This window comes from Pseudobutyrivibrio sp. MD2005, assembly GCF_000621865.1.
GTDB lineage: Bacteria > Bacillota > Clostridia > Lachnospirales > Lachnospiraceae > Pseudobutyrivibrio.
On the sequence record NZ_JHXE01000001.1, the window covers coordinates 39294 to 52636 of the forward strand.

Consider the following 13343-nt stretch of genomic DNA (forward strand, 5'->3'; position numbering starts at 1 on the left):
CCTTTAATTTTTATTGACTTTATGGGCTTTTGCCTTTATAATTTCAACTGATGTTTTCTCATAAAGAGGAGGTGGATATATTATGAAGATGACATATCAACCAAAAAAGAGACAGAGATCCAAAGTTCATGGATTTAGATCTAGAATGAGCACAGCAGGTGGACGTAAGGTTCTTGCTGCAAGACGTGCAAAAGGAAGAAAGAAATTATCAGCTTAGGCCACAGACCATGTGGTCTTTCTTTCTATTTAAAGGAAAATAATTGTTATGGAATTTAGTGAATCTCTAAAAAAGAATAAAGACTTCACAACTGTATACAGAAGAGGTGTATCCAAAGCTAATAAGCAGCTTGTTATGTATATTTACCATAATAATTCAGATCGAAATCGACTTGGAATTTCTGTTAGTAAAAAGGTTGGAAATTCAATTGTTAGGCATCATTTGACGAGACTGATACGCGAAAGCTATAGACTAAATGAAGAGATGTTCAATAGTGGTTTGGACATTGTAGTCGTTGTAAGAGAAGCTGCAGCATCTGCTACATTCGGTGAAATTCAAAAATCTTTACTTCATCTTGCAAATCTTCACAAAGTAACTCGTAAATAATTGGAATCGATGTTTCTATTATGTTGAAGAAGCTTTTTATATTTTTAATTAAGTTTTATCAAAAATATTTATCTCCAATGAAGTCGACCAAATGTCCATATTGTCCTACTTGTTCAGTATATGGTTTACAAGCTGTTGAAAAGTATGGAGCAATAAAGGGCGGTTGTCTTGCTTTTTGGAGAGTTTTAAGGTGTAATCCTTTTTCTCATGGTGGATATGATCCGGTTCCATAAGTAACTGGAGGTTTTACATTGAGCGATTTATTACTTACCGCTTACGGTGGATCTATCCTTGGACCAATTGCTAAATTACTTGGATGGATTATGGATAGGATTTATGTTCTTCTTGCTAATATTGGCATCGAGAATATAGCTCTTACAATTTTTATTTTTACTGTCTTTATTTACTTATGTATGTTTCCTCTTACATATAAGCAGCAAAAGTTTGCTGTTCTTACTCGTAAGATGCAGCCAGAATTAAAGGCTATTCAGGATAAGTACAAAGGTGCTAAAGATCAGGATAGTATGCAAAAGCAGCAGATGGAGACTCAGGCACTCTACGATAAATATGGTATTTCCATGACAGGTTCATGTGGATACATGCTTATTCAAATGCCTATTCTTTTTGCACTTTATAGAGTTTTCTATAATGTACCTGCTTATATCACATCTGTTAAAAATGTATTTGGTGGATTAGTTAGCGGAATTATTGCAACTGATGGATATGCTGATAAGATGCAGAGTATCTATGATGGAGCTAATCTCAGATTACAGACAACTCCTGATTTTGGAGCAGCTGATTCAGATGTTGTTTCTAATTTTATTGTTGATGTTCTTTATAAGTTACCAACTTCTGGTTGGGATGCAGTTACAAGTGCTTTTCCTGATTTAACATCATCAATTGATTCAGTTATTGCAAAGCTTGAAAAGATTAATTATCTTTTTGTTCTTAATATTTCAGATACTCCACTTAACCTTATTAAGGCTGGATGGTCTTCAGAATCAAAGAACTTTGCAGTAATTATTTGTGCATTACTCATTCCTGTTATTTCATATTTGACACAGATGGCAAATATTAAGCTTACTCCACAGGCTACTGAAGGTCAGTCAGAACAGATGGCTGCCCAGATGAAGACTATGAATCTTATGATGCCACTTATGTCACTTTTCATCTGCTTCACTGTTCCAGTTGGTCTCGGTCTTTACTGGATTGCTGGTGCTGTTGTTCGTATTGTTCAGCAGTATTTCTTAAATAAGCATTTTGAAAAGATTGATCTTGAAAGTATTATTGAGAAGAATAAAGATAAGGCTGCAGCAAAGGCTGAGAAGAGAGGAATTCGTCAGGCTCAGATTTATGAAGCAGCTCGTATGTCTACTAAGTCTTCAATGTCTGACAAAGCTAATCTTGTAAAAGATAACGAAGATGCTTTAAAGGCAGCTGATGAATTAAGATCAAAGGCAAGTTCAAATTCTCTTGCAGCAAAGGCTAATCTTGTAAAAGAATTTAATGAAAAAAATAATAAATAGGGGGCAGATACCAATGGAATATAAAGAGTTTACTGGTAAAAGCGTAGAAGATGCACTTACTAATGCCACTGTTTCATTAGGTGTAACTTCTGATCAGATTAAGTACGAAGTTTTAGAAGAGGGCAGTGCTGGTTTTCTTGGACTTGGTTCAAAAGATGCTGTTATTAAAGTTGTTATTTCTACTGAAGAAGACCCAAAGGATGTTGCTAATGAATTTTTAAAGGGTGTATTTGAAGCAATGCAGCTTGAAGTAAATATTTCTATGGAATATGAAGAAGCTGATAAGACACTTTCAATTGATTTAGCTGGTCCTGAAATGGGAGTTTTAATTGGAAAGCGTGGACAGACATTAGATTCTTTACAGTATCTTACAAATCTTGCAGTTAATCGTTCAGCAGAAAATTATACAAGAGTTAAGATTGATACAGAAGATTATAGACGTCGTAGAAAAGAGACACTTGAAAATTTAGCTAAGAACATGGCTAGCAAAGTTAAGAGAACAAAGAAGGCTGTTACTCTTGAGGCAATGAATCCTTATGAGAGACGCATTATTCATTCAGCACTTCAAAATGATAATAATGTTACTACTCATTCTGAAGGTGAAGAGCCATATCGTTATGTAGTTATTACTCTTAAGAAATAATAATTAAGGGGTTAGTCTATAGGCTAACCCTTTTTATTCTTTTTATAAAATGTTCAATAATGTTGTATATTTTATAAAATGAATAATTTTTATGGAGCATTATTATGAATCATTCAGATACTATTTGTGCTATTGCTACATCTTTAAATAGTTCTGGCATTGGAATTATTCGTGTCAGTGGAGAAAAATCAATTTCTATAGTTGATTCTATTTTTCGTGGAAAGAATAAGTTAGTAGATTGCGATACTCATACAATTCAATATGGACATATTTATGATAATGAAAATATTGTTGATGAAGTATTAGTTATGATAATGAAAGCACCTCGTAGTTATACTACTGAAGATGTTATTGAAATAGATTGTCATGGTGGAATTTTAGTTTTAAAGAAAGTTCTATCATTACTTGTTAATGCTGGTGCTAGAATTGCAGAACCAGGAGAGTTCACTAAGAGAGCTTTTTTAAATGGAAGAATAGATTTATCAGAAGCAGAATCTATTATGGATTTGATTTCTTCTAATTCAGAGCTTTCAATGAAAAATTCTATTAAGCAGCTTTCTGGTTCTTTGAATAAAATTATTGTTAATCTAAGAGATAAGATTTTATATGAGACTGCTTATATTGAATCAGCTTTAGATGATCCTGAACATTATGATTTAACAGGATATCCAAATGAGTTAGATAAAAAAGTTAATGAAATGATTTCATCAATTGATGATTTGATTAATTCATTTAATTCTGGTCATATTTTAAAAGAAGGAATTAATACTTTAATTCTAGGTAAACCTAATGCTGGTAAATCTTCTTTATTGAATACTTTATCTAGAAGAGAGAGAGCAATTGTTACAGATATTCCTGGAACAACTCGAGACACTTTGGAAGAGCAGATTACAATAAATGGTATTTCATTAAATATTATTGATACTGCAGGTATCAGACAAACAGATGATATTGTTGAGAAGATTGGTGTCGATAAAGCTATTGATTCTATTGATGATGCAGATTTGATTTTGTTTGTGTTAGATTCATCTAGACCTATAGATAGTGATGATGAGTTCATAATTAATAAAATTATGGATAAAAAGGTGATAATATTACTTAATAAATCTGACCTCGTATCTGTAATTAGCGAGGAAGATGTATACAAAAAATATAATAAAAATGTTATTTCTTTTTCATCTGTTAGTTTAGATGGTTTGAAAAAATTAGAGAGTACTATTACTGATATGTTTTTCAGTGGAGATGTACATTCTGATGATACATTATATATTACTAATTCAAGACAAGCGGCTTGTTTAACTAATGCTAAAAATAGTTTGAATAATGTTTTAGTTAGTATTGAAAATATGATGCCAGAAGATTTCTTTTCTATTGATTTAATGGATGCCTATAATTATTTAGGTGAGATTACTGGTGAAACAATCGATGATGATTTAGCTAATAAAATCTTCTCAGAATTTTGTATGGGAAAATAATAAATCAAGCTTTGCGAAGGTTTGTTGATATCAGTAACAAAAGAAATTTTTATTTTGTTATTATATATTTATTTTTAAGGAGTTATATATGTCTGTAGTAGAAGAGACCTATGACGTTGTTGTTATAGGTGCTGGTCATGCTGGATGTGAAGCTGCATTAGCTTCAGCTCGTATGGGTCAGAATACAATTTGTTTTACTGTTAGTATGGATTCAGTTGCTTTAATGCCATGTAATCCTAATATTGGTGGTAGTTCTAAAGGCCATTTAGTTAGAGAGTTAGATGCTCTTGGTGGCCAGATGGGTATCAATATTGATCATACATTTATTCAATCAAAGATGCTTAATTCATCTAAAGGACCAGCAGTTCATTCTTTAAGAGCTCAGGCTGATAAATCTGCATATTCTCTTAGAATGAGAAAAACTATGCAAGATACAGATAATCTTACACTTCGTCAGGCAGAAGTTACTGAGTTAATAGTTAATGATGGAAAGGTTTGTGGAGTTAAAACTTTATCTGGAGCTATTTACCATTCAAAAGCAGTAATTATCTGTACAGGAACATATCTTAGAGCTAGATGTTTGTATGGAGATGTTATTGAACATACAGGTCCTAACGGTTTAAAGGCTGCAAACCACCTAACATCTTCATTAACTGCTAATAATGTAGAAATGAACCGCTTTAAAACTGGTACTCCTGCAAGAATTGATAGTCGTTCTATTGATTATTCTAAGATGGAAATCCAGTTAGGAGACACTCCAGTTGTTCCTTTTTCATTTAGCACTAATCCTGATGATGTTCAGATTGAGCAGGTTCCATGTTATCTTACTTATACAAATGAAAAGACACATGAAATAATTAGAGCTAATCTGGATAGATCACCTATGTATTCTGGAGTTATTGAAGGAACAGGTCCAAGATACTGTCCTAGTATAGAAGATAAGGTTGTTAGATTTTCAGATAAAAATAGACATCAATTATTTGTTGAACCTGAAGGACTAAATACTAATGAAATGTATATTGGTGGTATGAGTTCTTCAATGCCAGAGGATGTTCAGTATGCTATGTATCATACTGTCCCTGGATTAGAAAATTGTAAAATTGTTCGTAACGCATATGCGATAGAGTACGATTGTATAAACGCGACTCAACTAAAAGCATCATTAGAATTTAAAAATATTGATGGTCTTTTTGCTGCGGGTCAATTTAATGGAAGTAGTGGTTATGAAGAGGCTGCAGCTCAGGGTATAGTTGCAGGCATTAATGCTGCTCTAAAATTACAAAATAGGGAGCCAATGATTCTTGATAGATCAAATTCTTATATTGGTGTTCTTATAGATGATCTTGTTACAAAAGAAACAAAAGAACCTTATCGTATGATGACTTCAAGAGCAGAGTATAGGCTATTACTTAGACAGGATAATGCAGATATTCGCCTCTCTAAAATCGGTTACGAGGTTGGACTTCTTTCAAAAGAACGCTATGATCATGTTGTAGAAAAGGAGCGTTTGATCAACGAAGAGGTTGCTAGAGTAAAAGAAATTAATATAGGTGCAAGAAAAGAAGTTCAAGCACTTTTAGAGTCTTATGGAAGTATACCTCTTTCTAATGGAATTAAGTTAGTAGATTTAATTAGAAGACCAGAACTTGATTATGATAAACTTGCTCCTATTGATCCAGATAGACCAGAGCTTTCTGCTGAAGTTAGAGAAGAAGTTAATATCTATATTAAGTATGAGGGATATCTTACTCGTCAAGAAAAGCAAGTAAAACAATTTAAAAAACTTGAACTAAAATTAATTCCGGAAGATCTTGATTATGATGATGTATCTAGTCTAAGAATAGAAGCACGACAGAAGCTTACAAAATTGCGTCCAGCAAATATTGGACAAGCATCTAGAATTTCTGGTGTTAGCCCAGCAGATATTTCTGTGTTGTTAGTATACTTAGAAACCTATAAAAAGAAAAAATAATGATCGTTTTTAGGATATATAGAAGTACCCTTAAAACACACTGATTTTTTAGGAGTATTATGAATAGAGATTATTCTTATTTAATTAATACATTATCAAAGTGGAATTTTGATTTATCTGAAGAGAAGATAAATCAACTTGATAAGTATTATGAATTATTAATTGAAAAAAATAAGGTAATGAATCTTACAGCTATCACAGATTTTGATGAAGTAATAGTAAAACATTTTGCAGATAGTTTATCTATATGTACTGTGTTACCTGAAGATGTTAAGACAGTTTGTGATTTAGGAACAGGTGCAGGCTTTCCAGGAATACCTATGGCTATAGCTTATCCAAATTTAAAATTTACTTTAATTGATTCACTTAATAAACGTATAAAGTTTTTACAAGAAGTAGTAGATACTTTAGGATTAAAAAATGTTGAGCTTGTTCATGCTAGGGCAGAAGAGGCTGGTAGAAATAAAATCTTTAGAGAAAGTTTTGATTTAGTTGTTTCACGTGCAGTAGCAAATATATCTACTTTATCAGAGTACTGCTTACCATTAGTAAGACTAGAAGGATATTTTATTAGTTTTAAGTCTGGTGATATTACAGAAGAGATTAATCAGTCAGGTTCAGCTATTACTAAATTAGGTGGAAAGTTGAAAAAGCCTATATTATTTACTTTACCTGAGACAGATATTAGTAGATCATTTCTTATAATCAACAAGATTAAATCTACGCCAAAAGTATATCCTAGAAAAGCTGGAACTCCAAGTAAGGAGCCACTTAAATAATTATTATGTTTCATATGAAACAATTAATGTATTGGAGATTTTATGATTAATGATTTCTTAAAAAAATATCAAGAAGAATTAAATTCTGATAGAATTCAACTTAAAGAAGATATAGACTTACTTGAAACAAAAATTAAAGAAGAGAGTAAGTTCTTATCTTTATTAGAAGAATCTAATGAGTCTTATTTTAAAGAATTTACTCCTAGAGATATTAATGCAAAAAATAATGAAAAAGCTGCTGAGATTAGACTTAGCTTAGAAAATCTTAATAGTGAGATGAATGATAAGCTACAACAAATGAGATTTTTCGATGCAAGAATAGTAGAGATAAATGCATTGTTAAGTAATACTGCAGTTATTAATCGTCCTTCTAAAAAACAAAATTTTGTGAATGATGATGTAAATAATGATTCCGATTCTACAAAATCTTTAAAAGATTCTCTTTTATTAATAAAAGATTTTGTTGTTTTAGATCCTTATAGAGCAAAACTTGAGTTAGAAAAACTGATTTCTTTACTTTAAATAGTAATTATAATTATTACTAACCTAAATATAGTGATGTTTCACGTGAAACATTTTTGTATTTAGCCCATCCGAAACACAAAATATAGTATTTGGATTTATAAATCAACTTCTATATGTTGCTGTTTTAAAGAAATAATGTTTCACGTGAAACATTAATAATTAATATAAATCATAACAATATCTAGTAATATCAAGAAAGATATATGCTAAATCAAACAGAATTTCTTGGTAGAATTGAAAAATATAGAATGATATAATCTAAAAGTTGAATAAAATAATATTACATAAAGAGGGAGACAATAAATGAAAAGAGTAATTGCAATTGCCAACCAGAAGGGTGGAGTTGGTAAAACTACTACAAGTATTAATCTTTCAGCATGTCTTGCTGAAGCAGGAAAGAAGGTATTAGTTATCGATACTGATCCACAGGGAAATGCAACTAGTGGACTTGGTTTAGACAAAGATGAATGTGAAAACACAGTTTACGATTTAGTTCTTGATCAGTGTAGTATCAAGGAATGTATGTATAGTGTAGAAAATATTCCAAACCTTACAATTATTCCATCGAATGTAGATTTAGCTGGTGCTGAAATTGAACTTCTTGGAATTAATGAAAAGGAATATATTCTTAGAAATGCTGTAGATTACGTAAAGGATGATTTCGATTATGTAATTATTGATTGTCCTCCTTCATTAAATATGTTAACAATCAACGCAATGACAACAGCAGATTCTGTATTAGTACCAATCCAGTGTGAGTACTATGCGTTGGAAGGTATTAGCCAGTTGATTCATACAATTGATCTTGTTCAGCAGAGACTTAATTCTAAACTTAAGATTGATGGAGTAGTGTTTACTATGTATGATGCAAGAACAAATCTTTCTTCAGATGTAGTTGATACTGTAAAGAATAATTTAAATACAACAGTTTACCAGACAATTATTCCTAGAAATGTAAGACTTGCCGAAGCTCCTTCTCACGGACTTCCAATCAATCTTTATGATTCAAAGTCTACTGGAGCAGAAAGCTATCGCAATCTTGCAAAAGAAATTATTGGAAGAAAGGATATATAATAAATGGCTGCAAAAAAGGGAGGATTAGGTAAGGGATTAGATTCTCTTATTGTAAATAAGAATGAGGGTGTTGTTGCTGTTAATCCGGAACAGCATGGTTCACCAGTTAAGGTTGATATTGATAAAGTAGAGCCTAATAAGCTTCAGCCTAGAAAGAATTTTGATGAAGATAAGCTACAGGAGTTAGCAGATAATATTAAGATTCATGGAATCGTTAATCCAATTATCGTTCAGGATCGTCAAAAGTATTATGAAATAATTGGTGGTGAGCGTCGTTGGAGAGCTGCAAGAATTGCAGGCTTCAAAGAGGTACCAGTAATTATTATGAATCTTAGCGAGCAGGAGTTCGTTGAGATTTCTCTTATTGATAATATTCAGCGTGAACAGTTAAATCCAATTGAGGAAGCAATGGCTTTCGCAAGACTTATTGATGAGTTTAAGCTAAAGCAGGATGAAGTTGCTGAAAGAGTATCAAAGAGCAGAACTACAATTACAAATGCACTTCGTTTATTAAAACTAGATAAGCGAGTTCAGGATATGATTGTTGATGATAAGCTTACAACTGGTCATGCCAGAGCAATGCTTGCAATTACAGATTTAGATAAGCAGTATGAGTTTGCTGAGAGAGCTTTTGATGAAAAGATGTCTGTTCGTGATGTTGAACGTGAAGTTAAAAAGCTTATCAATGAAAAATCTTCTGATAAAAAGTCAAAGGTAGGAATTGATCCTCAGCTTGTAGCAGTTTATCAGGATACACAGGAGAAGCTTAAGGGTGTTCTTGGAACAAAAGTATTTATCAATGCTAAGGATAACAAATCAGGCAAGCTTGAAATTGAGTACTATTCTCAGGATGAATTAAATAGAATCGTTGATTTGCTTGAATCTATAAAATAAAACATATGTTCGAATGGAGATATTATAATGATTGAACGTTATTTAGGAATTAGTACAGACTATATTGTTATCGGACTCACAGCGCTAGTTCTAATTATGATGATCTTATTAATTGTATTCATTGTTCAAATGAGTAAATTAAAAAAGAGATACAAGATTTTCATGCAGGGAAACGATGCTAAGTCTTTAGAGGATACACTCGTATACAGATTAGAGCAGGTTGATGAGCTTATTGAAGCAAATGCTAGTAATGAAAGAAATATAGATGCAATCTTCAAGAATATGAAAGATTGTTTCCAAAAAATTGGTCTTGTTAAGTATGACGCATTTAACGAGATGGGTGGTAAGCTTAGCTTTTCACTTTGTATGTTAAATGAAAAGAATAATGGATACATAATTAATGCTATGCATTCGCGAGAAGGATGTTATACTTATGTTAAGGAAATTATAGATGGAAATTCTATAATCCAGCTTGCAGAAGAAGAGGAGCAGGCTCTTCAGCAGGCTTTAAATTAATCACGGATGGTATGTAATGCATAAATTTTTACCGGCAATAGGTTTTAGTAAAATAAATAAAGAAGAAATGGAAAGTCTCCTTCAAGAGATTATATTGAGACCTGACTATCAGGAATCTGCAATAGATTTAGAAGGAAATCAATTTGTTGAGCTTAGATATATGGTGGCCGACAATGTTGGTATGGTTCTTCGAGGCATATACAATTATAATGATGAATTTATTTTAGATTATTATTATCCAACATTTTTTGCAGAATCTATTTCAATTACAAATGATGTAGATGTGATAAAACAATCAGATAAAGAAAACTACCAGGTTATGGTTGATGAAATTAGACTTGGTGTGAATCTTATCTTCCAATTGCAAAACATGGGAGAGTACTTACGTAAGAATATAACAGTAAAAAAGGGTAACGCAAAAGTTATTAGATTAGCGGCTCTTTCTGTTGAAGGCAAAATTATTCTTCCTTTGTACGATGATGAAAAAAGTCGTATAAAGGAAAAAATGAATAATAAAAAAAGAATTGATTTAGTTGAACAGGCTAGAGAAGGTAATGAAGAAGCTCTTGAGAGTCTTACAATGGATGAGATTGATCTTTATCAGCGAATTTCAAGACGCGTTGCGAGAGAAGATATTTTAAGTGTTGTAACAAGCTTTTTCATGCCTTACGGTATTGAAAATGATAAATACGAAATCATGGGTGACATACTAGATGTAAAATCTGTTGTGAATCATCTTACGATGGAAGAAATGTATTTATTAGTTGTTGAAAGTAATGATGTCGTATTAGAGGTTTGTATCAATAAAAAGAATTTGCTGGGTGAACCAATTGTAGGTAGACGTTTTAAAGGAACAATTTGGTTACAGGGAACTGTAGAATTTGATTAATATAATGGCACTATTCTTGATTTTTTCTATTCATTAGATTACAATCAAATAGTTGCTTATGTTCCCTTAGTTAAATGGATATAACAAGCGCCTCCTAAGCACTAGTTGAGGGTTCGATTCCCCCAGGGAACATTAATAATGAATTATTAGAGTCGATTTAGGTCGGCTCTATTTTTTTACCTCGAAAAATTACATTTTGTCCACAGATATTTCGCAATATTAGGTTACAATAAATTAATGTGATAAGTAGTCTAAAAATTGCAAATATTGTATAATCTAATTAATAGTTATTTGACAATGATTAGAATGTAACAAGCACTTCTTTAGGTTATTTCAAAAAGGGAGAAAGCAATCAAAGGAGGAAAAGGCTATGGCGGAATTAACACTTACTAAAGAGCAGCAGGATACATTAGGAGAAATCGCAAATATCAGCATGGGTTCATCTGCAACTTCTCTTAGTGCTCTTTTAAATAATTTAAAAGTTGATATTACAACACCTAAAATTGAATTAATTAGAAAGAGTGAATCTCTGGACGATTATCATAATGTGTGTGTACTTGTACATATTAATTATGTAAAGGGTTTAACAGGAAGTAATGTTTTAATATTAAAAGAAGATGATGTAAAGATTATTGCTGATTTGATGATGGGAGGTCCAGGTGTAGCTGGCCCCGACGAAATAGGGGAGTTACAGTTGTCAGCAGTATCTGAAGCTATGAATCAAATGATGGGCAGTGCTGCGTCATCAATGTCACAGTTACTTGATAGAGTAGTAGATATTTCACCACCAAAGACAGATAACATTGATGTAGAAAGTGTAAAGATATTTGAGAGGTTATTTGAATCACCAGAAATAGATTTTGTAAAGATAACATTTAATTTAAAAATTGGTACAGTAGTAGATTCAGTTATGGTTCAACTGTATCCTATTACTTTTGCACAGGATATGGTATCTCTATTTGAAAGAAAATAATAGTAGGGGGCACAATGGACGAGAACGCTAAGAAAATTCAAAGAGAAATAGCCAAAGACAAAGTTCAAGTTATTCTAGCTAGCATTGCACTTTCTGTGTTGGTAGTCATGGAATTCTATGTCATGATTAACTACAAAAGTAATTTTATAGCAATGGCAGCTGGAATTCTTTTGATGATTTTTGCACTATTTTTCCTTATCAGTGCATTAATGGATATGTCCTTGAAGCAAAAGGATATGGAGCAAGAAAAATACGAGGAAATATATAATGCACAAAAGGCGTCTTATCTCGTAATTAAGAAAAGTTTTGATGAGATGGAGCAAAGACTCCGTGCAATCGAAGAAAACAGTTCTCTGCCAGCAGAAGATATTATCAATGCCCAAAAAGCTGTGGCAAAGGTAACAATCTCTAGAAGTAAAGAAAATACAGATGCATTGATGAACTCAAATGATGAGTTGATAAATCAGCTATTTAATATTCAAGAAAAATTAGATAGCAACAATTCTCAAATTATAGAGAAGCAGCAATCATTATTAAAAGAATCGAATCTTGATTTACAGCAAAAGATAGCTGCACTTACAACTCAAATTTCAAGTATTGAAGGAAAGATACAAAATGGAATTCCTGTTATGGCATCACAGCCTATGCAGATGCAGGTGCCACCAGTTACACCACAGCCTACAATGCCAATGCCTGAAGCTGTATTAGAACCAACACCTGAAATAATTCCTGAGCCAACAATAGAAGAAGTAATACAAGAAGAAATATCTGAGCCAGTTCCAGAGATGGAACCAGAACCTGAATTTGAAGCAGCAGTAGAAGAAGCTCCTGTTGAAGATTTAGGATTAGATTTAGATATAGCAATAGAAGAACCAGCAGCGGAAGATGAAGTTGGATTAGATTTAGATTCAATGATAGAAGAGTCTGATAGTGGAGATGCATCACTAGAAGAACCAATTGCAGAAGAAATTTCACTAGAAGAATCTGTGGCTGAAGAAGCTGTGCAGGAGCCAGTTGAAGAAATAGCAGTCGAAGATATTCAAATAGAAGCTGTAGAAGAAATACCTGTAGAAGAAACGCAAGTTGAAGAGGCTCCAATAGAGGAGGCCACAATAGAAGAGAGTCCTGTGGAAGAGGTTCCAGCAGAACCAGTTATTGAAGAGCCTGTTGTAGAAGAAGCACCTAGCGAGCCAGTAGCTGAGGAACCTGTAGTAGAAGAAACAGTAGAGGTTGCTCCTGAAGCTAGCGAGCCAGCTTTAGCAGATCCAGGCGCATCTCTAGATACATTGCTTGATGAGATAGGAGAAACAGTAGAAGAACCAGAGCCTGAACCAGAGCCAGTCCCAGAACAACCTGAAGAAGAAAAGGATGATTCTATAGTAATTCCAGATGTTGGAGTGGACTTAACAGATCCTAACAGAGTAATGAGTCCTGAAGAAATAGAAAAGCTATTTGCAAATATTTAAAATCCTA

The 13343-nt window shown here is 32.6% G+C and carries 14 protein-coding genes, 1 tRNA gene and 1 pseudogene; all 16 read left to right on the plus strand.

From position 1 onward, the window contains the following. Nucleotides 1–82 precede the first annotated feature (82 nt). Nucleotides 83–217, plus strand: coding sequence for a 50S ribosomal protein L34 (gene rpmH / locus T498_RS0100165; RefSeq protein ID WP_015550658.1), 135 nt, complete (start codon nt 83–85; stop codon nt 215–217). A gap of 48 nt (nt 218–265) precedes the next feature. Beyond that, entirely contained in the window at nt 266–604 is a 339-nt protein-coding gene (rnpA, locus tag T498_RS0100170) for a ribonuclease P protein component (protein WP_028234160.1), read from the plus strand. A gap of 20 nt (nt 605–624) precedes the next feature. Then, nucleotides 625–837: a membrane protein insertion efficiency factor YidD gene (yidD, locus tag T498_RS16435; RefSeq protein ID WP_197019884.1), complete on the plus strand. Its 213-nt coding sequence runs from the start codon at nt 625–627 to the stop codon at nt 835–837. Between the two features lie 18 nt (nt 838–855). After that, complete coding sequence (locus tag T498_RS0100175) at nt 856–2130, plus strand: YidC/Oxa1 family membrane protein insertase (RefSeq protein ID WP_028234161.1); 1275 nt, start codon at nt 856–858, stop codon at nt 2128–2130. 13 nt (nt 2131–2143) lie between these two features. Beyond that, entirely contained in the window at nt 2144–2773 is a 630-nt protein-coding gene (gene jag / locus T498_RS0100180; protein ID WP_028234162.1) for an RNA-binding cell elongation regulator Jag/EloR, read from the plus strand. Nucleotides 2774–2877: 104 nt separating this feature from the next. Then, entirely contained in the window at nt 2878–4248 is a 1371-nt protein-coding gene (gene mnmE, locus T498_RS0100185; protein ID WP_028234163.1) for a tRNA uridine-5-carboxymethylaminomethyl(34) synthesis GTPase MnmE, read from the plus strand. An 88-nt stretch (nt 4249–4336) separates the two neighbouring features. Beyond that, on the plus strand, nt 4337–6220 hold the full coding sequence (mnmG, locus tag T498_RS0100190) for a tRNA uridine-5-carboxymethylaminomethyl(34) synthesis enzyme MnmG (protein WP_028234164.1): 1884 nt from the start codon (nt 4337–4339) through the stop codon (nt 6218–6220). 59 nt (nt 6221–6279) lie between these two features. Next, nucleotides 6280–6999, plus strand: coding sequence for a 16S rRNA (guanine(527)-N(7))-methyltransferase RsmG (gene rsmG, locus T498_RS0100195; RefSeq protein ID WP_028234165.1), 720 nt, complete (start codon nt 6280–6282; stop codon nt 6997–6999). 42 nt (nt 7000–7041) lie between these two features. Further along, the gene (locus T498_RS0100200; protein ID WP_028234166.1) at nt 7042–7521 is read left to right on the plus strand and encodes a hypothetical protein; all 480 of its coding nucleotides are present in this window, start codon (nt 7042–7044) and stop codon (nt 7519–7521) included. A gap of 306 nt (nt 7522–7827) precedes the next feature. Continuing rightward, nucleotides 7828–8598, plus strand: coding sequence for a ParA family protein (locus tag T498_RS0100205; protein ID WP_028234167.1), 771 nt, complete (start codon nt 7828–7830; stop codon nt 8596–8598). 3 nt (nt 8599–8601) lie between these two features. Continuing rightward, nucleotides 8602–9492, plus strand: coding sequence for a ParB/RepB/Spo0J family partition protein (locus tag T498_RS0100210; protein WP_028234168.1), 891 nt, complete (start codon nt 8602–8604; stop codon nt 9490–9492). A gap of 27 nt (nt 9493–9519) precedes the next feature. After that, nucleotides 9520–10008, plus strand: coding sequence for a DUF4446 family protein (locus T498_RS0100215; protein ID WP_028234169.1), 489 nt, complete (start codon nt 9520–9522; stop codon nt 10006–10008). 16 nt (nt 10009–10024) lie between these two features. Next, the gene (locus T498_RS0100220) at nt 10025–10897 is read left to right on the plus strand and encodes a DUF3881 family protein (protein ID WP_028234170.1); all 873 of its coding nucleotides are present in this window, start codon (nt 10025–10027) and stop codon (nt 10895–10897) included. Nucleotides 10898–10957: 60 nt separating this feature from the next. Beyond that, nucleotides 10958–11029 (plus strand) — tRNA-Arg (locus tag T498_RS0100225). A gap of 223 nt (nt 11030–11252) precedes the next feature. Further along, nucleotides 11253–11870 (plus strand): annotated as a pseudogene (gene fliY, locus T498_RS0100230) (flagellar motor switch phosphatase FliY); the annotation flags it as partial. A 14-nt stretch (nt 11871–11884) separates the two neighbouring features. Further along, nucleotides 11885–13336 (plus strand): hypothetical protein, encoded by a 1452-nt coding sequence (locus tag T498_RS16640; RefSeq protein ID WP_028234172.1) that lies wholly within the window; start codon nt 11885–11887, stop codon nt 13334–13336. Nucleotides 13337–13343: the final 7 nt, after the last annotated feature.

Bases quoted from the DNA above. Each gene is read 5' to 3' on its own strand.
- rpmH (WP_015550658.1), top strand. From the start codon at position 83: ATGAAGATGACATATCAACCAAAAAAGAGACAGAGATCCAAAGTTCAT.
- rnpA (WP_028234160.1), top strand. From the start codon at position 266: ATGGAATTTAGTGAATCTCTAAAAAAGAATAAAGACTTCACAACTGTA.
- yidD (WP_197019884.1), top strand. From the start codon at position 625: ATGTTGAAGAAGCTTTTTATATTTTTAATTAAGTTTTATCAAAAATAT.
- jag (WP_028234162.1), top strand. From the start codon at position 2,144: ATGGAATATAAAGAGTTTACTGGTAAAAGCGTAGAAGATGCACTTACT.
- mnmE (WP_028234163.1), top strand. From the start codon at position 2,878: ATGAATCATTCAGATACTATTTGTGCTATTGCTACATCTTTAAATAGT.
- mnmG (WP_028234164.1), top strand. From the start codon at position 4,337: ATGTCTGTAGTAGAAGAGACCTATGACGTTGTTGTTATAGGTGCTGGT.
- rsmG (WP_028234165.1), top strand. From the start codon at position 6,280: ATGAATAGAGATTATTCTTATTTAATTAATACATTATCAAAGTGGAAT.
- T498_RS0100200 (WP_028234166.1), top strand. From the start codon at position 7,042: ATGATTAATGATTTCTTAAAAAAATATCAAGAAGAATTAAATTCTGAT.
- T498_RS0100205 (WP_028234167.1), top strand. From the start codon at position 7,828: ATGAAAAGAGTAATTGCAATTGCCAACCAGAAGGGTGGAGTTGGTAAA.
- T498_RS0100210 (WP_028234168.1), top strand. From the start codon at position 8,602: ATGGCTGCAAAAAAGGGAGGATTAGGTAAGGGATTAGATTCTCTTATT.
- T498_RS0100215 (WP_028234169.1), top strand. From the start codon at position 9,520: ATGATTGAACGTTATTTAGGAATTAGTACAGACTATATTGTTATCGGA.
- T498_RS0100220 (WP_028234170.1), top strand. From the start codon at position 10,025: ATGCATAAATTTTTACCGGCAATAGGTTTTAGTAAAATAAATAAAGAA.
- T498_RS16640 (WP_028234172.1), top strand. From the start codon at position 11,885: ATGGACGAGAACGCTAAGAAAATTCAAAGAGAAATAGCCAAAGACAAA.